This is a genomic window from Caballeronia sp. INDeC2 (genome assembly GCF_023631325.1).
GTDB lineage: Bacteria > Pseudomonadota > Gammaproteobacteria > Burkholderiales > Burkholderiaceae > Caballeronia.
Map to the genome: position 1 here is coordinate 25,841 of NZ_JALQDG010000036.1, position 19,547 is coordinate 45,387.

General features: G+C 61.2%; 16 protein-coding genes and 1 pseudogene. 6 read left to right on the top strand and 11 right to left on the bottom strand.

Annotated elements, in window-relative coordinates:
* Positions 1 to 15: 15 nt before the first annotated feature.
* Positions 16 to 1,236, bottom strand: a complete 1,221-nt coding sequence (locus NCS28_RS22905) for a helix-turn-helix domain-containing protein (RefSeq protein ID WP_250516067.1) — start codon at positions 1,234 to 1,236, stop codon at positions 16 to 18.
* 85 nt (positions 1,237 to 1,321) lie between these two features.
* Here NCS28_RS22905 and NCS28_RS22910 point away from each other — a divergent pair, with 85 nt between their 5' ends.
* From NCS28_RS22910 to NCS28_RS22920, 3 genes are all read left to right on the top strand, one after another.
* Complete coding sequence (locus NCS28_RS22910; protein WP_250516068.1) at positions 1,322 to 2,050, top strand: DUF2182 domain-containing protein; 729 nt, start codon at positions 1,322 to 1,324, stop codon at positions 2,048 to 2,050.
* A 283-nt stretch (positions 2,051 to 2,333) separates the two neighbouring features.
* Positions 2,334 to 3,890 carry a methyl-accepting chemotaxis protein gene (locus tag NCS28_RS22915; RefSeq protein ID WP_284505611.1) on the top strand — a complete coding sequence of 519 codons (1,557 nt, stop codon included), beginning with the start codon at positions 2,334 to 2,336 and terminating at the stop codon, positions 3,888 to 3,890.
* Positions 3,891 to 4,118: 228 nt separating this feature from the next.
* Entirely contained in the window at positions 4,119 to 5,444 is a 1,326-nt protein-coding gene (locus NCS28_RS22920) for an MFS transporter (protein ID WP_250516070.1), read from the top strand.
* A gap of 173 nt (positions 5,445 to 5,617) precedes the next feature.
* Here NCS28_RS22920 and NCS28_RS22925 read toward each other — a convergent pair whose 3' ends face one another.
* From NCS28_RS22925 to NCS28_RS22965, 9 genes are all read right to left on the bottom strand, one after another.
* Positions 5,618 to 6,730, bottom strand: a complete 1,113-nt coding sequence (locus tag NCS28_RS22925) for a porin (RefSeq protein ID WP_250516071.1) — start codon at positions 6,728 to 6,730, stop codon at positions 5,618 to 5,620.
* A gap of 22 nt (positions 6,731 to 6,752) precedes the next feature.
* A complete protein-coding gene (locus tag NCS28_RS22930; protein ID WP_284505614.1) occupies positions 6,753 to 7,511 on the bottom strand; it encodes a maleate cis-trans isomerase family protein in 759 nt (252 codons plus the stop codon).
* Positions 7,504 to 8,520 (bottom strand): carbon-nitrogen hydrolase family protein, encoded by a 1,017-nt coding sequence (locus tag NCS28_RS22935; protein WP_250516072.1) that lies wholly within the window; start codon positions 8,518 to 8,520, stop codon positions 7,504 to 7,506. Before NCS28_RS22935 ends, NCS28_RS22930 begins: the two co-directional genes overlap by 8 nt.
* Positions 8,520 to 9,476, bottom strand: a complete 957-nt coding sequence (locus tag NCS28_RS22940; RefSeq protein WP_250516073.1) for a fumarylacetoacetate hydrolase family protein — start codon at positions 9,474 to 9,476, stop codon at positions 8,520 to 8,522. Before NCS28_RS22940 ends, NCS28_RS22935 begins: the two co-directional genes overlap by 1 nt.
* 43 nt (positions 9,477 to 9,519) lie before the next feature.
* Entirely contained in the window at positions 9,520 to 10,653 is a 1,134-nt protein-coding gene (locus NCS28_RS22945; protein ID WP_250516074.1) for a cupin domain-containing protein, read from the bottom strand.
* A gap of 33 nt (positions 10,654 to 10,686) precedes the next feature.
* A complete protein-coding gene (locus NCS28_RS22950; RefSeq protein WP_250516075.1) occupies positions 10,687 to 12,084 on the bottom strand; it encodes an amino acid permease in 1,398 nt (465 codons plus the stop codon).
* A gap of 70 nt (positions 12,085 to 12,154) precedes the next feature.
* Complete coding sequence (kynU, locus tag NCS28_RS22955) at positions 12,155 to 13,381, bottom strand: kynureninase (protein ID WP_250516076.1); 1,227 nt, start codon at positions 13,379 to 13,381, stop codon at positions 12,155 to 12,157.
* A gap of 3 nt (positions 13,382 to 13,384) precedes the next feature.
* Positions 13,385 to 14,326 (bottom strand): tryptophan 2,3-dioxygenase, encoded by a 942-nt coding sequence (locus NCS28_RS22960; RefSeq protein WP_250516077.1) that lies wholly within the window; start codon positions 14,324 to 14,326, stop codon positions 13,385 to 13,387.
* Positions 14,327 to 15,154 (bottom strand): alpha/beta hydrolase, encoded by an 828-nt coding sequence (locus tag NCS28_RS22965; protein ID WP_250516078.1) that lies wholly within the window; start codon positions 15,152 to 15,154, stop codon positions 14,327 to 14,329.
* 294 nt (positions 15,155 to 15,448) lie between these two features.
* On the opposite strand from NCS28_RS22965, the gene NCS28_RS33370 reads away from it, so the two are divergent.
* Positions 15,449 to 15,919, top strand: a complete 471-nt coding sequence (locus NCS28_RS33370) for an Lrp/AsnC family transcriptional regulator (RefSeq protein ID WP_250516079.1) — start codon at positions 15,449 to 15,451, stop codon at positions 15,917 to 15,919.
* A gap of 19 nt (positions 15,920 to 15,938) precedes the next feature.
* Here the strand turns inward: NCS28_RS33370 and NCS28_RS22975 are convergent.
* A pseudogene (locus NCS28_RS22975) lies at positions 15,939 to 16,862 on the bottom strand (LysR family transcriptional regulator).
* A gap of 144 nt (positions 16,863 to 17,006) precedes the next feature.
* On the opposite strand from NCS28_RS22975, the gene NCS28_RS22980 reads away from it, so the two are divergent.
* Positions 17,007 to 18,182, top strand: coding sequence for an L-rhamnonate dehydratase (locus tag NCS28_RS22980; RefSeq protein ID WP_250516080.1), 1,176 nt, complete (start codon positions 17,007 to 17,009; stop codon positions 18,180 to 18,182).
* A gap of 46 nt (positions 18,183 to 18,228) precedes the next feature.
* Positions 18,229 to 19,527, top strand: coding sequence for an MFS transporter (locus NCS28_RS22985; RefSeq protein ID WP_250516081.1), 1,299 nt, complete (start codon positions 18,229 to 18,231; stop codon positions 19,525 to 19,527).
* The last annotated feature ends 20 nt before the right edge of the window (positions 19,528 to 19,547 follow it).

Here is a 19,547-nt window from a genome sequence, read left to right on the forward strand (position 1 = left end):
CGATGAGACTTCATGCTAATCACTCGCGAGCCCGATGGGGAGTAACAAGGTCGTCGTGAATCCGGGCATCGGCGGCGTGGTCCAACGGCGCGCGCGGCCGCGTCCGAACGATTGCGCCTTGCCGCTCGCGGCGAGCGCATCGAGCGAGCGCTGCACCGTGCGCTGGCTCGCGCCGAGCGCGATCGCGAGCGCCGAGCTCGACCACGATTCGCCATCGGCGAGAAACGCGAGCAGCGGCGCGTACTCGTCTTCGACGGGCAGCGCGAGCACGACCACCTCGCGCGCATGACGCGGCCTCAGCACGAAGCCGTGCGGCGTCGCGTCGATGTTCGCATGCGCGCGCAGCATCGTGCGCAGCCTGCCGATCTCGACACGCAGCCGAGCGCGATGCGTCTCGTCCGCTTCCCTGATACGAAACGCCCGCAGAATCAGCGCATCGCGCGGCACGTCGTGCGGCCATGCCTGCGCGAGCATGCGCGCGAGCGTGAAGAGCACGGGGCGCGTCGCGAGGGATATCGACGTGCCATTTTCGCGCGCGCACAGACGGCATGCATCGACGATGAACGCGTTCGATGCGAACAGCGCCTCCACTTCTTCCAGCCGCAGCAGCCGCTCTTTCCCGTGCGCAACGAGCCGCGCGACGGGCGTGCTCAACATGCGGCAGGCGCTGTCGACTTCGGCGGCGAGCGCCGGAATGCCCGCTTGCCGCGCGGCTTGCGTCGCGCGTTCGAGCGCGGCGTGCGCGGCTTTCGTATGAAGACGCCGCATCGCGATGCCTGCCGCCATCAGCTCATGCGCGGCCCGCGATGCAGCGGGAAGCGCTGCGGGATTCAGCTCGACGAGCATGCGCTCGGCATCGTCGATACGTCCGATGAGCAGCGCGCGACGCACTTCCAGATAGCGCGCATGTGCCGCGTTCACGTGGTCGCCGTGCGCCTCGAGAACCGCGCGGGCGTGATCGAGCGCCTTCGCGGGCCACGTGAGATCGCGCGACGCGAGCGCGATCTCCGCTTCCGCGACGATGCAGCGCGAGCGCGCCAGCGCCTCTCTCGCACCGAACGCGCGCGCCGCGCTTTTCACGAGCGCACGCGCGCGCACGAAGTCGCCGAGCTGCGCCATCGCGATGCCGCGCAACGCGAGCGCGCTTGCGTCCTCGCGCAGCGCAATGCGGTTCAGCGCGCCGAGCGGATCACCCGCCGCAAGCGCACGCGCCGCGGCCGTGATCAACGAATCCATGCGAATCCCGACACACTTGTCACTCCTTTGCTGTGGATGCCCGCGACTAATCTAACACCGTAGTCAAAGCGCATTGGAGGACATCATGAACGTGCTTGCGCGCCGACGCTTTGTGGCCGTGGCCATGCTCGTCTTTCTCGCGAGCGTGATCGTGACTTGCGCGATGCACGTATCGATGTCGTGGATGAACCCGTTGCCGATGCCCGGCGGCTGGATGCTCTCGCCCACCTTCACGCCGATGTGCGGCCGCACATGGCTGCGCGCGGCGGCGGCGTTCATCGGCATGTGGATCGCGATGATGACCGCGATGATGCTGCCATCGTTCGCGCCGCTTCTGTGGCGTTATCGCGCCGCTGACGTGCGGCGTTCGTGGAGAATGACCGCGGGTTATGCCTTCGTTTGGACGATGACGGGCGTCGCCGCTTTTGTACTCGGCGCGATTTTCACTGAAGTCGTAACGCGTGCACCGGTCATCGCGCGCTGTGTTCCGTTCGCGAGCGGCGCGGTCGTGTCGATGGCGGGCATGCTGCATTGTTCGACGTGGCGTGCGAGGCTGCTCGCGCGTTGCCACGACATGCGTTCCGCCTGGCGCGACGGCGTGCGGCTCGGACTTCATTGCGTGTACTGCTGTGCGGGGCTGACAGCGACGCTCTTCGTCTTCGGCGTCATGGATCTGCTCGCAATGGCGCTCGTCACGCTGGCGATAACCGCGGAACGTCTGCTGCCTTCGTTCAAGCGCGTGCCGCAGGTTATCGGCATCGTTTTGGTGATGCTCGGCTTCGTGCTTATCGTCGATTCGGTGATAACCCGATGACTTTTGCCCGATCCGCGCCAGAAGCCGTTTGTAAACATTCGCTCGCCGATTTGCCGACGACATTCGACCGCGCCGGCGGCAAACGCTGACGCACAACGGAAAAGCCCTGCAAAAAGGGCTCTTTATGCGTAAGCGTTCTGAAATGCGTGCTAATTGCCCATTAAAGGACCTTGCGCCGCTGTCGTTATACAGGCCAGCCGATGAGTGCCATCGGCCGCGCAGCAGGCGAAGCATCGCCGCCCGAGCGCTTGCGCCTTCGCGATGCAGCCACCTTGAGAGAACTATGTTTTCGACAATCAAAGGCCGATTGGCCTTGGCCATGACGCTTCTGAGCGCGCTGCTCGTCGCGATCGGCATGGTCGGACTGATCGGCATGAGCCGGTCCAACGCGGTAACGTACGACCTCTTCACGAATCAAATGCCGAGCGCGGTATCGGTCGGCAATGCGGAAATGTTCATGGCGCGCGAGCGTCTTTCCTTCGACCGCGCGGCGCTGAACGTGGGCACGCCCGCTGCGGAAGATGCGATCGGCCGCGGCGCGCTCATGCGCAAAACCTCCGACGACGCCTGGACGAGATATGCCGGCCTGCCGCAAGCGCCCGATGAAAAGACGCTCGCCGAGAAGTTCAACGGCCAGCGTCTCGCGCTGCAAAAGCTGATCGACGAAGGTTATGCCGATATCCGCGCGAAGGACCAGGCGAAGATCGTCGACGATGCAAGCGGGATGCAGGCATCGTTCAACGAATTCGCGAAGACGGGCGCCGAGTTGCGCAAGCTGCAATTCGAACAGGCGAAGGCCGCGTACGACGAAGGCGAGCAGACCTTGGCCACGTTCCGCATCGGCAGCATCGTTGCGATTCTCCTTGGTGTGGCGGCGGCGTTTTATACGTGGATCTCGTTGCGCCGCCGTATCTCGCGTCCGCTCGATGCCGCGCTCGCGCAATTCGAGGCGATCGCGAACGGCGACTTGCGCCGCAACGTGACGGTGACGTCGAACGATGAAATGGGCCAGTTGCTGCGCGGTCTCGCGACCATGCAATCGAGCCTCATCGATACGGTTCGCACGGTGCGCGGCGGCAGCGAATCGATTGCATCGGCGACCAAGCAGATCGCGGCGGGCAACGTGGATCTTTCGTCACGCACGGAACAACAGGCGTCGGCGCTTCAGGAAACCGCGTCGAGCATGGACGAACTGACGGGCACGGTGAAGCAGAACGCCGACAATGCGCGTCAGGCAAGCGTGCTCGCGGCGAATGCATCGGAGATCGCGGGCAAGGGCAGCCATGTCGTGTCGCAAGTCGTGACGACGATGGGCGAGATCAACCAGAGCTCTTCGAAGATCGCGGACATCATCACGATCATCGAAGGCATCGCGTTCCAGACCAACATTCTCGCGTTGAACGCGGCTGTCGAAGCAGCGCGCGCCGGCGAGGAAGGACGCGGCTTCGCGGTCGTCGCAGGCGAAGTGCGCTCGCTCGCGCAGCGTTCGTCGGCGGCGGCGAAGGAGATCAAGGAACTGATCGACAACTCGGTCGAGCGTGTGCAATCGGGCACCGCGCTCGTCGACGAAGCGGGCCGCACGATGAACGAGATCAGCACGGCCGTACATCGCGTGACCGACATCATGGGCGAGATCGCGGCGGCTTCGGAAGAACAAAGCAGCGGCATCGAGCAAGTGGCGCGCGCCGTCACGCAGATGGACGAAGTGACGCAACAGAACGCGGCGCTCGTCGAAGAAGCGGCTGCGGCGGCGCAGTCGCTGGAAGATCAGGCGGGCGCGTTGCGCACGGCAGTGGAGACGTTCCGTCTGCACGACGAAGGCATGCGCGCGACGGCCTGAGGCCGTATCGCGGTTCGATGATGCGCGGCTCGCGACCCTTCGGGACGCGAGCCGTTTGCGTTTATGAGCCATAACCGCCGGTAATCACCTCATGAAGCGAATTCAATAGACGGCTATCGCTGTTTTCGCGAGACTTCGGGACGTCGGATCGACATGCGATCCGCCCTCGAAAAGAGCGCGCGCAACGGATGAATCCGCGCGCAACAAGCCTCGGAGGAGACACAAGAGATGCTGCATCGCCCCAGAGTCACACGCTCCGTTCTCGCGCTGATGTGCGCGATGTCGTTCATCATGTACCTCGATCGCGTGAACCTGTCCGCGGCGGCAGGTTTGATACGCGACGACCTTCATCTCACCAATACCGACATCGGCCTCGTGTTCGGCGCGTTCGCTTATACGTATGCGATCTGCCAGGTCATCGGCGGATGGTTCAGCGATCGCTTCGGCGCCAAGACGACGCTCGTGCTGTGCGCGTCGATCTGGATCGTTGCGACGATCGCGACGGGATTCGCGGGTGGCGTCGTGTCGCTGTTCTGCGCGCGCATGCTGCTCGGCGTCGGCGAAGGCGCGGCGTTGCCCGCGCAGGCGCGTGCACTCGTCAACTGGTATCCGGCGGGCAAGCGCGGCTTCGTGCAAGGTCTCACGCATTCGTTCTCGCGCCTCGGCAACGCGCTCACGCCGCCCTTGATCGCGTTGCTGGTCGCGTTCGCTTCGTGGCGCGCTTCGTTCGTGCTCGTAGGCGCGCTGACGGCCGTGTGGGTCGTCGTATATGCGTGGTACTTCGCAGATAACCCGCGCAAGCATCGGCACATGACGGCCGAGGAAGAAGCGCAGTTGCCGCCTGAAAACAAGGTTGCCGTCGACAAGACACGCGAGCCTACGCCCTGGGGGCGCCTGCTCAAGCGCATCTCGCCGACGATGATCGTCTACTTCTGCTATGGCTGGACCGGCTGGCTCTTCTTCACGTGGCTGCCGACTTTCTTCATGCATGGACGCGGTCTCGATCTGAAGAGCTCGGCGCTCTTTTCGGCGGGCGTGTTTCTTTCGGGTGTCGTCGGCAATACGGCGGGCGGCGTGATCTCGGATCGCATTCTGAAGCGCACGGGCAGTGTCGTTTCAGCGCGGCGCAACATGATCATCGTCGCGTTCCTCGGTGCGCTCGTGTTTCTCGCGCCGGTGATGGTCGTGAAATCGCTGCCTATCATGGCGGCGTCGTTGAGCCTGTCGTTCTTCTTTCTGGAGATGACGATCGGGCCGATCTGGGCCGTGCCGATGGACATTACGCCGAAGCACGTCGGGATCGCGAGCGGGCTTGTCAATGCGGGATCGGCTATCGCCGGGATCTTTTCGCCGATCGTGTTCGGGTTCGTCGTCGACCGGACTGGGAGTTGGACGTTGCCTTTCGCAGGATCGCTCGGGTTGCTCGCGGTCGGAATCGTGATGACGTTTTTCATGCGGCCGGATATCGCACTGGATAGTGCTGCAGCTTCCGATAATGCCGGGCACACGGCGCATGGGGAGTTGAAGCTGGCGCAGCGGCGGAGCGGGTCGTGAGGGCCTGCTCGTATTCCTCCGCAAAACGCCTTTGCTACTCGAATGCACGCATACTGCTTTCAAACGCAAAAAAAGACCGGCGCGAACGCCGGTCAAAGGCCCCCGTTGCGGGGACCACTTAGGTACTCTGAATCAGGACGCGGCGGCCGCAACGCTACGTGGACATAGCACGCTTAGAACTTGTGGCGAATCCCGATTCGAACCGCGGTCTGCACGTCCGTCCCGGACACGTCACCTAGCGCGGCCTGCGCCTGTGCGCTAAAGCCGTGGTCATGCGCAAGCGCGGCTACGAGATAGACGTCCGTACGCTTCGAGAGGAAATAGTCGCCGCTGAGTGTCAACTGGTTCGCGCTGCCGACTCCATTGTTGCGGTGCTGATATTGCGCGCCGCCCGCAAGAGACAACGCCGGAACGACCTGATAGGCCAGGCCGGCTTCATAGGTCGTTGCGCGCGGTTTCGTTCCGCTGCTGAGTTGTACGTCGGAGACCATTCCGAACAGGCGCGCTTTTCCAATCATGTAGGCCGCGCCGCCCGCGAATTCTCTCGAGTTTGCAGAAGGCGTGGCATTGTGGATCGACATATACGCAAGTGCAGCGCTCAGCGGTCCGTTGTCGTAGCTCACGACGAAGTTGCTCGAACTGTTCGTGCCCAGCGAACCGGCAACGTTACCGAAACCGTACATACCGCCAAGCGTGAAACCCGCGATGGACGGCGACTGGTACTTCACCGCGTTGTTCACCTGATCGCCCCATACGCGATTGTCGAGCGAGTAGCTGCCGGCGGCGTATGCGGGGAGACTCCATGCGAGAAGGCCCGCTGGTGAATTCGAGCCTACCGCGAACGCCGGGAAGATGTCGCCGATGAAATCGTACTGCCGGCCCAGCGTGAGCGTGCCCCAATTGCTCGACAGTCCGACGAAGGCTTGTCGTCCGAACTCGAGCCCGCCCTGACCGAGTGCGCCCGTTCCGACGTCGAAACCGTTCTCAAGAGCAAAGATCGCTTTGAGTCCACCGCCCAGATCTTCGGATCCTCTCAGTCCCCATCGACTGCCCTGTGAAGATCCCGACGTGAATTGCACGACGGCGCCCTTCTGCGTGGGCGTATCCACCCGATTGGTGTAAGTGACGCCCGCATCGATTATTCCGTACAAAGTCACGGATGATTGCGCTGAAGCGGCTCCGCACGTCAAAGTCGCAATGGCCGCTATGATTGGTCTTTTAATTTTCCGTCTCCTTAGCATATCTAACTTAAACCGATTTACTATTTGCTCGGTCGCAAACGTCACTCGTACGTAACGCTCGAACTTCTCAATATCGTCCGGACAACAGGGAGCCGAAGCCAGGCACCGACGGATCCAGGCCAAGCCGCTTGAGCATGGCGAATGCGGTCGCCACCGAAGAAGACACCACCGGCAGGCCGATCCGATCCTCGATTGGCTGGACGGACGCGAGCGACGGCATCTGAACGCAGGCGGATGCGACAACGGCATCGACTCCGCTAATATTGAGTCTTCGCGTTATCTCGATGGGCGCGCGCGGGTCTCGAAGTCCCACTTCGATGTTATCGGGGATTTCGAGCGAGATGCTGTCGACGACTTCGATTCCCTCGTTCGCGAGGTAGTCGATGACCAGCCCGGTCAACGGCTTCATGTAGGGCGTGAGAATCGACACCTTCCTGGCGCCCAACGTCTTGAGACCATCGACCAGAGCACCGGCACTGGTCACGACCGGCGCCAGCGCGCCGTTTTCCACCGTCCGCCGCATCAGCCTGGCCTCCGACGTGTGGTGATAGCCAGGTCCCATGCTCATGATGGCGACCAGACACGCATAGCCGATGACATCGACGTGCGCATCGGACAGCTCGAGCGCACATCGCTCGCTGTCGCCGTCCATGCGCTCCAGCTCTTCCTTCGTCACGTGCTTCATGCGCATCCGGCTCGAATGAAACGTGAAGCGTTCGCTTGCGACGGCCTCGCGCGCCCGAAAGATGGCGGGGACCTCCGTCTCCATCGTGGTATTCGAGGAAGGAACGATCTGTCCGATACGAAAGGCCTTCTTTTCACTCATTTCCGGGCTCCAGCAACTCGTTATCGTTCTCGGCTTGTTCGGAAGCCGCATCCTCGAACCTCGCTGCTTGCAGCGGCTTGCGTTTCACACGAAGTTCGAAAATATCGAACCGGTTGTATTGCCCGGCGATGTCATGCATCTGGCGCGGCTGGATACAATTTCCGAGATCGATATCCGCGTAGGCGATTCCTTCTTCGTCGATGAGCGGTTCACCGATCACCCGGCCGTCCGGTCCGAGAAAACCTGAAAACGCACTGTGGCGCCGCGTCAGGCGCTCGCGCGCGTTCGGATAATCGGTTTCGAGCGCGCCAATGATCTCTTCTGAAACGGTCGAGCACGAGACGACCGTGAATAGCTTGCCCTCGAAGCTATGCGCAGCCGCGCGTACTTTGATGGCTTCGGCCATGTCGTAGTCCAGCGGCGCCGCCGGCAACGCGATGTAGTTCGCGACGTGCACCAGCTCACCTTGCGCGATCAGTGCGAAGCGCGCGAGCGTGTTGGTGTTTTCTCCACAAGCGAGCACGCCGAGCGGTCCCACGCTCGTAGCGTGAACACGCAGGCATGCGGCATCCCCCGGCGCCCACGTGAGCTTTTCCGCCCATGTGGGCACCAGCTTGCGATGACGGCCGAGAATCCGCCCCTCGTCGGATATCGTGACGACGGTGTTGAACAAAGTCCCGATGGAACTCCGGCTGCGCTCGTTGACACCGATTACCACGTTGATCCGGTGCAGTGCTGCTGCTTCCGCGATCTTCGAAATCTCGGGGCCGGGAATCTCGATTGCCGCGCGCGCCAGGCGCTCGAACCAGCGGCTGCCTTGCAATGGGTCGCCGAGCCAGCTCCAATAGGGATACGCGGAAACGAACACTTCCGGGAAGGCCACGAGCTGCGCGCCATTGGCCGCTGCTTCTGCAATGAGCCTCACTGCCTTCTCGACGGTCGCATCCGTGTCGAGAAACACAGGGGCCGTCTGTACCGCCGCGGCTTTGAATTTGCGAAGTTGCAGCATCAGTTATCCCCGGCACGTTGCGACTGAGTCTTTCGCGGCTCGTTGCCCACGGCGACCACCGGGTTGCGCAGCGTACCAATCTTTTCGACCCACGCCTCGACGACATCGCCCGGCCACAACCATTCCTGAGGCGATCGTCCCGCCCCGACGCCCGCGGGTGTCCCCGTCGCGATGATGTCGCCCGGTTCCAACGTAATGGCCGAACTGATGTCCGCGATCAGAGCTGGAATGTCGAACAACAAGTGGCGCGTGTTGGAGCGTTGCTTCTCCACGCCATTGACCCTCAAGCCGAGTTCCAGGTCGTGGGGATCGCCGATCTCGTCGGCCGTCACGAGCACAGGTCCGAGCGGTGCGTACGTGTCCTGGCCCTTCGAGAAGATCCATTGACCGGCGCGGCGATTGTCACGGGCGCTGATGTCATTAATGACCGTGTAGCCGAAGACGTGGCCGAGCGCGTCTTGCACGCTCACGTTCTTTGCACGACGGCCAATGACGACGGCCAGCTCACCTTCCCAGTCGAGCTGCTGCGTGATCGCCGCGTTATGCTCGATGGCGTCTCCTGTTCCGATCACGCTCGTGGGAGGCTTCGAAAATATGACCGGTTGCTTCGGCAGATCCTTCGACGTGTCCAGTGTCCGGCTCGACTCATCCACGTGTTCGACGTAATTCAATCCGACGCCGAATATGTTCTTCCGCGGCCGCGGAATGGGTGCGAGCAGCTTCACGTTCACGAGCGGAATAGCACAGTCCAGCGGCCCGTTCCCCCCGTGCTGCTCCAGCAGCTTCGCAACGCGCTCGACCGCGTGCGGCCCGATGTCGATGAATTCGAGCATATCGGAGGGAAGCGTGACACCGGCGTGAGCACCGAGTTGCTCGATGTCGATGATGAAGTCACCGACAACCGCGCCGAGCCGGGCGGCAGCGGTAACATTCGTTCGATAGGTAGCGAGTTGCATGATGTGTGTCTCTTGAATCAAAAGTTCCGACGCGAAATTTCGCTCAAAGCGCTGGCTGCGAAGAAACCGGCTGGTGGCCCGCGTTATCCGCCAAGGCCTCTTCGTAGAAGAGCCCCAGTTTTTCCATCACTGGAAGATCATTGAACGAGAACAGGCAGGCGTCCTCGGTCGAACTGAGGTTCACGTGCTCATGCCATGCCCACGAGGGGACGCAGAATATGTCCCGTTCGCGCCAGTCGAAACGGTGTCCGTCGATGATCGAATAGCCCGCGCCCTTTGCCACCTGATAAAGAAAACTCCCGGTGTGACGGTGAGCCTTTCCCTCGAAGCCGGGACGAAGACGCTGCATGCTGGCGCCGGCGGTCGCCATGACGTGGCCACCGGTAACAGGATTCGTGTAGTGCATCAGCGCGCTGTCGAACGGGTTGTCATCGTGGTTCGCGGCGTAGTTTTCCAATGCATCGTACGTCGGTTCCCACTGGTACTTGAACAACGGGGAATAAGGCTTGTCCCAGCCAGCCTGATGCGCACGAAGTCCGGCCGCGCCCCACATGCTCACGCCGTCATCCACGGGAAATCCGACGGCCTGATGCAAATCCGGGTGCACCGCATAGAACCCGGCCTCGAGTGCGTTGACCAGCGGGATATCCAGACCGTCCTGCCAGATGCATGGCGTCCCGTTCTCCTCGACGCCGTGTTCATGCCATGTGCCATTCGGCGTGAGCACGAAGTCGTTCGCGCCGAGCGTCATCTTGTGACCATCGACGATCGTGTATGCGCCGCTTCCTTCCATGATGAAACGCAGCGCAGAAGACGAGTGCCGATGCGCGGTGGCCCGCTCGCCCGGATGCATGACCTGCAGTCCCGAGTAGAGCCATCCCACTGCCGCCGATACATCCCGCCTTCCAGGGTTCTCGAGGAAGATCACCCGCCGGCCAGCCTTCTCCGGCGTGACGAGCCGCACGGAACGCAGCACATGTTCACGAAGATCGCGATAGCGCCAGATCACGGGCACCGATTCCGATTTCGGCTGCCACGGTTCGATCTTGTTGGCCACGGTCCACAGTGCACCGGTCTTGAGTCGCTCGAGGTCGCGGTAATAAGCGATGAGCTCAGGCGAATCTTCGACGTTTGCCCGGCCCGCCATCTCTTCGCGAAACGTGTCGTACTTGGTCATCGCGTTGCTCCAGTCGATCGGCTCATTTCCAGGTCACTCGACCGCCAGAAGTTTTTGCGGATCCGGCTTTTTAAGCAGCGCATAGGTCACCATGAGAACGACGAGCATCGGAACACCCGTAACCACCGACATGCGGAACGCGGGCACGAAGAACGTCGAGACGATGACCGCTACCATCATGAAGAGGCCGAGCAAAGTGGGAATCGGGAACAAGGGCAGTCGAAACGCTGGGGTAACGCCATCGCGCTTGCACGCCATACGGAACCGAAGATGAGTCGCGAAGATCATCAGCCAGCCGAAGAGCGCCCCGAACATCGCAATCGACATGACCAGAATGAACGATCCTCCGGGCATCATGACGCTCGTGATCGCTGCAAAGGCCACACCGAGGGACGAAAGCAGCAAAGCGCGAACGGGTACGCCGTTACTGCTGACGTTGCTCAGGAACGCCGGCGCATAGCCACTCCGTGACAGGCTGAAGATCATCCGTGTCGCGACGTACAGCTGGGCGTTCATCGCCGACAAGGCGGCCGTCAAGATAACGAAGTTCATGACGCTCGGACCGCCAGACACTCCGATCTTTTCCATCACCATCACGAATGGACTTTTGCCGGTGCCGGCGGACTGCCAGGGAACGATGGCAACCATCAAGCCGACCGTCAAAATATAGAAGATGACGAGTCGAAGAAGCGCCGACTTGAATGCGCTCCTTGCGGCGCGCTCGGGTTCATTGGCCTCGCCTGCCGCCACGGCGATAAACTCGATGCCGATAAAGCTGAATACCGCAACCACCACCGCGTTCCATGTTCCTGAGAATCCGTTCGGAAAGAATCCGCCGTCGACATAGAAGTTCGCGAGGCCCACTGAGCTATTTTCGGGAGCGGAAAACACCGCGTAGCTGCCGAGGATGATGAATCCGACGATGGCGGCTACCTTGACGATCGAGAACCAGTACTCCGCCGCTCCGAAGGCGCTGACGCTTCGGGCATTGATCGCGATCAGCGCGGCGGAGAAGACGACGATCCACAACCAGCCCGGAGAGGTTGGAAACCAGAAGTGCATATAGACGGATATCGCCGTCACTTCGGCGCCGATCACGAGCACGACGGAGATCCAGTATGCGTATCTGACGACGAAGCCCGCCAGGCCTCCCAGATAGTGTTCCGCGTACGACCCGAACGAGCCGGTACTCGGATGTGTGACCACCATTTCGGCCAGACAACCCATGAGAAGAAGGGCAATAAAAGCGCCGATTGCAAAGCTGATGATGACGCTCGGCCCGGCAAGATGGATCGCGGCGCCGCTGCCCAGGAAAAGGCCTGTGCCGATCGCGCTTCCGATGGCGATCATCATCAGTTGAGCTCGTGTAAGAGATCGCTTCAGTCCGCCTTCTCTGTCCGCGATGACCTTGAATCCTTTGACCGCACTCATTCATGTCTCCGTCGATTCGTTATACTGATTAAAATGGAAAGTTTCCATTCTCTTTGTTGCGGCTACGTGCTTACGTGAAGGCGCGACGCTGTTCGTAGTCGGGGTTGTCCCAGGCACGAGTCGTCATGATCTGATCGATTTGATCCACGAGGTACTCCACTTCATCCGCCGTGTTGAAGAGCGGCGCGAAGCCGAATCGCATGAAATCCGGCATGCGGAAGTCCCCGATTACGCCTCGCCGGCTCAACTCCTGCATGATGGCGTAGCCTTGCGGGTGACGAAGCGAGACGTGGCTTCCGCGCACATTCGAATCCTTCGGCGAGGCGACTACGAACCCGTGCGGAGCAAGCCGGTTCTCCGCGCTCGATATGAACTGCTCGGTCAACTCGAGGCTTCGGGTTCTGATTTCTTCGATCGAAATTCCGTCGAACACTTCGAGCGAACGGTTCAGGAGCGAAAGCGCGATCACCTGATTCGTCCCGCAGAGAAAGCGCTCGATGCCCGGCGCGGGCGCATAGGACGGCGTGAACTCGAACGGCGCGGCGTGCCCGAACCATCCGGTCAGCGGCTGTTCGCAATCCGTGTGGTGACGCTTCGCGGCGTACAGGAAAGCGGGTGCACCGGGACCGCCGTTCAAGTATTTGTATCCGCAGCCGACCGCGAAATCGACCTCGGACTCGTCGAGGTTGCAGGGCATCGCACCGGCGGAATGCGAAAGGTCGCATACCATGAGCGCGCCGACCCGATGTGCCGCGCGTGTCAGGCGAGCGAGGTCATAAACCTCGGCGCTGCGATAGTCGACATGGCACAGCAATACTGCCGCCACGCGATCGTTCAGGAATTTCGGAAATTCGCTCACCGGCAAGTTGAGTATCTCCGCACCGCACAGCCGAGCCACCTGCTCGGCGATGTAAAGGTCGGTCGGAAACGACGATGCGTCGGTCAAGATCACCTTCCGGTCGGCACGCAGGCGTAGCGCCGCGGTCAAGACCTTGAACAGGTTGACCGACGTGGAATCGCAGGCAACCACCTGTCCCGCGGCCGCGCCGATCAAACGGCCGATCGCATCGCCGACACGCTGCGGCAACGTATTCCATTTCGCGCTCCGCCACGAGCGGATCAACCCGTCGCCCCACTCGTGGGTCGTCGTGATGTAGGCCTGCATCTGCACGGCCTTGGGCAGTGGGCCGAGCGAGTTTCCATCGAAGTATCGAACACCCTCCGGCAGGGAAAACTTTTCCCGAGTCAGCGCGAACGTATCGCGAGCGGGAGGTGCGGGAACGGTCATATCATTCATCTCTCACGCCCCCAACACAGTGCGGATAGACCAGAGTTCCGGGAAGAAGCGAAGTTCGACGACATGTTTGAGCCAGCCGACGCCTGCGGAACCGCCCGTACCGGGCTTGAAACCGAGAATGCGCTCCACCGAGGTAAAGTGCCGCCAGCGATATTGGGCGAACAAGTCCGCAATTTCGATCAGCGCTTCGCCGAGAAGGTAGAGGTCGTTGTCCGGTGACGGGTCCGCATAAACCGCGAGCCATGCTTTCTCGACCTCGGGATTGGACGCGTACGTTTCCGACCAGGCGCGATCCAGCGCTTGCTCCGGCACCGGAATACCCCTGCGATGCAGCAGCGCCAGTACATCGTCGTACAGGCTCGGATTGTTGAGTGCCTCTTGCAGTTGCGGATAGACATCGGGGTTATTCGAATGCGCCGCCGCCAGTCGCTTCGACTTGTTGCCGAGAATGAATTCGACGTGCCGGTAGATATACGATTGCTGTCCAGAAGACACGCCCAGATGATTGCGGAACTCGTTGAAGCCGTGCGTCGTAATCGTCGACAACACGTCCCAGGTCTTGATCAGGTACTCGAACAGGCGCTTCACGCGCGGGACGAGCTCGAGCGCCCCGCTCACGTCGTCTCGTGTGATACGCAACTGCATGTTGTACAGCTCGTAATGGATAGCTTTGAACGTCAACTCCTTGCACTGCGTCATCAGGATGAACACCATTTCATCGTGCCCTTCGCTGCGCATGTGCTGGATGCTGAGCAACAGGTCGTTGCGGTGATAGTCGATGTAGGGATTGCTCTTTCCCTCGAAGCTGACCATCGGCTCGCCGGCCGTGGTCTTCACCGCTTCGTTGCGCGTTTCGTTCGTCGAAATAGCAATTTCACTGACGAGCGATAGCTCCAGTTCCGGATTGCGGATTTCCGGAATCACGCGATTGCGGCTTGCAGACATTTACTGTGCTCCAATCAAATGTTCAATTGCGGCGCCCAGTTCGCTGGACGGCGTCGCCAGATCGAACAGGATGTCAAAGTGGTTGCGTCCGGAGACTTCGAGGAGCCGTACAGGCACGGCGTCATCGGTCAGGCACTGTGCGTATTCAAGGCTTTGACGCTTGAATTCAGCAGTTTCGTGCTCGCCCCAGCTTATGAGTGTAGGCAAGCGATGGCGGGTCTTGATGAACATCGGGCTTACCGCTAAAGCCGTCTCGCTGCTCAGATCGAGTGGCTCGTTGATGTAGGTGCCTACGATCGGGCGCAGATCGTAGACGCCCGACGCAAGCACATAACCCTTGATTCGCGTCTCGAGCTCGGGCTCCCAATCGAGCGTCGCCATCATTGCGGCAAGGTGTGCCCCTGCCGAGCTTCCCGCGATCACGAGCTTCAGGTCAGGATGAGCGGCAGCAATGGCGCGTATCGCCCTTTCACATTGCCGAATCATCATGCCGATGTTCGCAAGGGGCGCGAGTGTGTAGTTCACGGCCGCATACGACACACCGCGTTCGACGAACTCCCGCGCGGGGAAGCAGGAATCCTCCGCGGAGAGTTCCTGCCAGTAGCCGCCGTGGATGAAAACCACGATCGCACCCGCCGAGCTCCGGGCGGGGAATACGATCGAATACTCATCGGACGGCAAGCCGTACTTCAGTCGATAGCTTACGAGGGATGCCGATACCGCTTCGCTCTCGGCAGTGTAGGCAGCGACGACCGCCAGATAGTCGCGGGCGACAGAGCTAGGCGAGTACTCCCGCTCCAGCTGTGCCTGAGTGAATTCTTGCCACATGTCTCGTCTCCTGATGCAAAAAATTCTAGTTTTTGACAGGCGGTTTTTCTTTTCTATTTTTGCCGGTTTAATGGACGAGAGCGGCATGTGATGCCGGCATATAACTTCAAGGCGAAATGATTTGCCGACCTTTAAGGACGACGCCAAGAGATCAGGGTCAACCCTAGCGCTTGCGGTCGGATATCACGCTATATGAAGTAGCATCGGCATGAACTTGCCGAACGGTGCTGAATATCCGATAGACTTGACCCGCGATCCCGCAGCAGTCACAAATTCGTTCCAGAGGAAATCGCAGTGGAAACCACGCCGCTCAGTTCGACCGATCGTCAGATTCTTCGCCATCTGCAGGAAGATCCGCGCATATCCATGGCGGAACTGGCCGAGCGAATGAACAGTTCCTCATCCCCTGTGTGGCGTCGCGTCAAACGCCTGCAAGAGGTCGGGGTTATCGAAGGCTATCACCTGGACCTGAACCGGAAGGCCCTCGGCTTCGGAATCGACGCCTTCGTCTTTGTGAAGATCACGTCCCATCATGAACGGGACGCCGTCGAGTTCGAGACTTCCTTGCAGCCAATCGACCAGGTCCTGTCGTGTTACATCCTGTCCGGTGTCGAGGACTATCTTCTGCGGATCGTCGCGCCGGATCTCGACGGATTCGCCAGCTTCAGCCGGAAAGTCCTGGCGGCGCTGCCCCATGTCAGAGAGGTACGCAGTGCATTTGTCATGCACACGATAAAGGAATCCAACCGTCTGCCGCTCGACTGAGCGCCGCCTCGCTACTCCCTCACGCCTGCCGAATCGCTTCGATAACCAGCTGCGTCGCCGGACTGATCCGCCGGTTCTTCCTGAGAATCAACCCATAAGGCGCGAGGCGCCCACGCAATGCGGTGGGCAACGAAGCGATCGTATCGAGCGCGGAATAATAGTCTGCGACTGAACTCGGCAGCACGGCGAGCATGTCCGAGTCCCTCAAGAGCGACAAGGTCGTCAGAATAGAAGACGTCTCGACGGTACTCACCGGCGGCGCAACGCGCGATTCCCGAAACGTCTGGTCGATGATCTGCCGCATCGGACTTGGATGCGGCTGCACGATTCACGGATACTTCGCGAGATCGGCGAGCTTCGGTTTCGCCGTCATGCCGACAGCCGGGTGATCCGGCCGCGCGACGATCGCGAGCGCCTCTTCCGACAAGGTCTCGAACGTCAGATCCAGCGCGGAAAAGCCGTAAGGAATGCGCCCCACCACGATATCCAGCTGATCCTGCTGTAACGCCTGCACGAGCACATCGCTCGTGTCGATCTGCACGCTGATCTGCAAGCGCGGATGCGCTTCCTTCAATTGCACGATCACCTTCGTGAGCAAATCGGGAGCCGGCGCCATCACCGCGCCGATGCGCACCTTGCCGATATCGCCCGCCTCGATCGCCGCCAGTTCCTCGCGCAATTCATCGAGATCCTCGAAGACGACGCGCGCGTATCGCATCACCGCCTCTCCGTAGATGGTCGGCTCCATCCCTCGCGCATGACGCACGAATAACGTTGCCCCGATGGTGTCCTCCAGCTCCTTCAACGCCTTGGTCGCGGCAGGCTGCGTCATCGAGAGTTCGTCCGCGGCGCTTCTGAGCGATTCCGTTTCCGAGAGCGCCGTCATCAATTGCAGATGACGCAGGCGCAGGCGTTTGCGTATGGTCGTTGCGGGCGCGATCATGCGAGCGATAACTCCAGGAAATAGCCTGATGCAAATAATTCAATGGTCAGTTATCGCGGAGTTTCGCACACTAGCGCTACCCGATACAGCCGCGCAAACCCTCGTTTCAGCGGCCCCACCCGAATAGAACCGGAGACACCGAAGATGAAGATCAAGCACGTCCGCGCACGCGTTTTCGAATGGAAAGGCAAGGTCGTTGGGCCGCAAGCGCACTTCTGCACGAATGCCGTCGATATCCTCTACGAGCGCGGCGACGCGATGGGCTCGTTCCGCTTTCACGGCTGGCTCGTCGTCGAGATCGAATGCGACGACGGCACCATCGGCATCGGCAATTGCGCGCTCGCGCCGCGCGTCGCGAAGCAGATCGTCGATGAATATCTCGCGCCTATCGCCATCGGCGAAGATCCGTTCGATCATGAATATATCTGGCAGAAGATGTATCGGCGCACGCTCGCATGGGGCCGCAAAGGCATCGGCATGGCGGCGATCTCCGCGATGGATATCGCCCTGTGGGACATCATGGGCAAGGCGGTGAAAAAGCCCGTCTTCAAGCTGCTCGGCGGCCGCACGAAAGAAAAGATCTGGTGCTACGCATCGAAGCTCTATAACAACGACGACCGCGACGCCTTTCTCGCGGAAGCCCAGGGCTATCTCGACCAGGGCTTCACCGCGATGAAGATGCGCTTCGGCTACGGCCCGAAAGATGGTCCGAAGGGCATGGCGAAGAATCTGGAGCAGGTGCGCCTGCTGCGCGAACTCGCAGGCGACGATGTGGACATCATGCTGGAATGCTATATGGGCTGGACGCTGGAATATGCGCGCCGCATGCTGCCGCGTCTTGCCGAGTTCAATCCGCGCTGGCTCGAAGAGCCCGTGATCGGCGACGACGTCGAAGGCTATCAGGAGCTGAAGAAAATGAACATCGTGCCGATCTCCGGCGGCGAGCACGAGTTCACGAGCTATGGCTTCAAGGATCTGCTGGAACGCCGCGCCGTCGATGTCATTCAGTACGATACGAATCGCGTGGGGGGCATCACCGCCGCGCGCAAGATCAACGCGATGGCTGAAGCGTGGTCCGTTCCCGTGATTCCGCACGCGGGGCAGATGCACAACTATCACCTGACGATGTCGAGCACCGCGAGCCCGATGTCCGAGTTCTTCCCCGTGTTCGACGTGGAGGTGGGCAACGAGCTCTTCTATTACATCTTCGACGGCGAGCCGCAGCCGGAGAACGGTTATCTGCAACTCTCCGATGAAACGCCGGGCCTCGGCATCACGCTGTCCGACAAGCATCTGAGCGACTTCAACATCATCGAATGACGCAATGATGCAGGGCCGATGCAGCCCGCCCTATCAGGAGACAGACATGGAGAGCAGGATCGAATCACACGCGGCGCGCGACGCCGCCTCGTCCGCACACGCGACGAGCGTGCGCTGGCGCATCTTCGGCGTGGTGTTTCTCATCACGCTGATCAACCTCGTGGACCGCATCTCACTTTCCATTGCGATGCCGACCATCGCGAAGGAGTTCGCGCTCTCGCCCGCAATGCAAGGACTCGTGCTCTCGAGCTTCTTCTGGTCGTATGCGCTCTTGCAGATTCCGGGCGGCTGGCTCATCGACAAACTCGGGCCGCGCAAGGTCGTTGCAGGCGCGACTATTCTGTGGGGCATCTTCCAGACGTTGATGGGCGCCGCCACCGGCGGCCTGTCGATGCTGCTTCTGCGCGTGGGTCTCGGCGGCGCGGAAGCCCCGCTCTTTCCCGCGGGCAGCAAGCTCAACGCGCTCTGGCTGTCACGCACCGAACGCGCGCGCGGCGCGGTGCTGATGGATGCGGGCTCGCCGCTCGGCGCGGCGATCGGCGGCCTCGCGATTTCGAATCTGATCCTGATGTTCGGCTCGTGGCGCACCGCGTTCGTCGTCGCGGGGCTTGCAACGATCGCGTGCGGCTGGCTCGCATGGCGCTATCTGCGCGACGATCCCGCGAAGCATCCGGGCGTGAACGGCGCCGAGCTCGCGCATATACGCGACGGCGCGCCGTCCGTATCCAGTGCGGCGCGCGCAAGCCATGACGATGCGCCGCTGCCGCTGCGCTCGACCATCGCGATGTGCATCGGCCGCATGAGCTGGGCGATGATCTTCTTCGGCTTGCTCACGTGGGGCCCGAGCTATCTGACGCAGGCGCGCGGTTTGAGCCTGTCGCAGATCGGCGCGGCCACCTTCTTCATCTTCCTCGCGGGCGCACTCGGCTCGCTGTCGGGCGGCTTCCTGTGCGATGCACTGTGCGCGATGAATTTCTCGCGCGGAAAGGTCGTGAAAAGCATGATCGCAGTTTCGGGCATTGCGACGCTCGCCGTATTCGCCTCGCTGCCGACGATCACGTCGCCCGTCGTCGCGGTCGCGGTGCTGTGCGGTGCATCGTTCCTGTTGATGTGGGGCAGTCTCTACTGGAGCCTGCCTTCGATGCTCGCGAGCCCGGGACGCGTCGGGCTGCTCGGTGCGTGCATGAACTGTGCTGGCAGCGTCGGCGGGATTTCGATTCCTCTCATCACCGGCTTCATTCTTCAGCGCACCGGTTCCTTCGATTCGGTGCTGCACTTCTACGGCGCGTGCGCGCTGGTGTATATCTTCGGTTCGATCGCCATCGATCTGCGCCGCACCCGCTAACAATCGATCACGAGACCCTA

Coding starts and splice junctions, on each gene's coding strand:
- NCS28_RS22915 (WP_284505611.1), top strand. CDS start 2,334: ATGTTTTCGACAATCAAAGGCCGATTGGCCTTGGCCATGACGCTTCTG.
- NCS28_RS22920 (WP_250516070.1), top strand. CDS start 4,119: ATGCTGCATCGCCCCAGAGTCACACGCTCCGTTCTCGCGCTGATGTGC.
- NCS28_RS22940 (WP_250516073.1), bottom strand. CDS start 9,476: ATGCAACTCGCTACCTATCGAACGAATGTTACCGCTGCCGCCCGGCTC.
- NCS28_RS22950 (WP_250516075.1), bottom strand. CDS start 12,084: ATGAGTGCGGTCAAAGGATTCAAGGTCATCGCGGACAGAGAAGGCGGA.
- NCS28_RS22965 (WP_250516078.1), bottom strand. CDS start 15,154: ATGTGGCAAGAATTCACTCAGGCACAGCTGGAGCGGGAGTACTCGCCT.
- NCS28_RS22935 (WP_250516072.1), bottom strand. CDS start 8,520: ATGCTGCAACTTCGCAAATTCAAAGCCGCGGCGGTACAGACGGCCCCT.
- NCS28_RS22985 (WP_250516081.1), top strand. CDS start 18,229: ATGGAGAGCAGGATCGAATCACACGCGGCGCGCGACGCCGCCTCGTCC.
- kynU (WP_250516076.1), bottom strand. CDS start 13,381: ATGAATGATATGACCGTTCCCGCACCTCCCGCTCGCGATACGTTCGCG.
- NCS28_RS22980 (WP_250516080.1), top strand. CDS start 17,007: ATGAAGATCAAGCACGTCCGCGCACGCGTTTTCGAATGGAAAGGCAAG.
- NCS28_RS22930 (WP_284505614.1), bottom strand. CDS start 7,511: ATGAGTGAAAAGAAGGCCTTTCGTATCGGACAGATCGTTCCTTCCTCG.
- NCS28_RS22910 (WP_250516068.1), top strand. CDS start 1,322: ATGAACGTGCTTGCGCGCCGACGCTTTGTGGCCGTGGCCATGCTCGTC.
- NCS28_RS22960 (WP_250516077.1), bottom strand. CDS start 14,326: ATGTCTGCAAGCCGCAATCGCGTGATTCCGGAAATCCGCAATCCGGAA.
- NCS28_RS22905 (WP_250516067.1), bottom strand. CDS start 1,236: ATGGATTCGTTGATCACGGCCGCGGCGCGTGCGCTTGCGGCGGGTGAT.
- NCS28_RS22945 (WP_250516074.1), bottom strand. CDS start 10,653: ATGACCAAGTACGACACGTTTCGCGAAGAGATGGCGGGCCGGGCAAAC.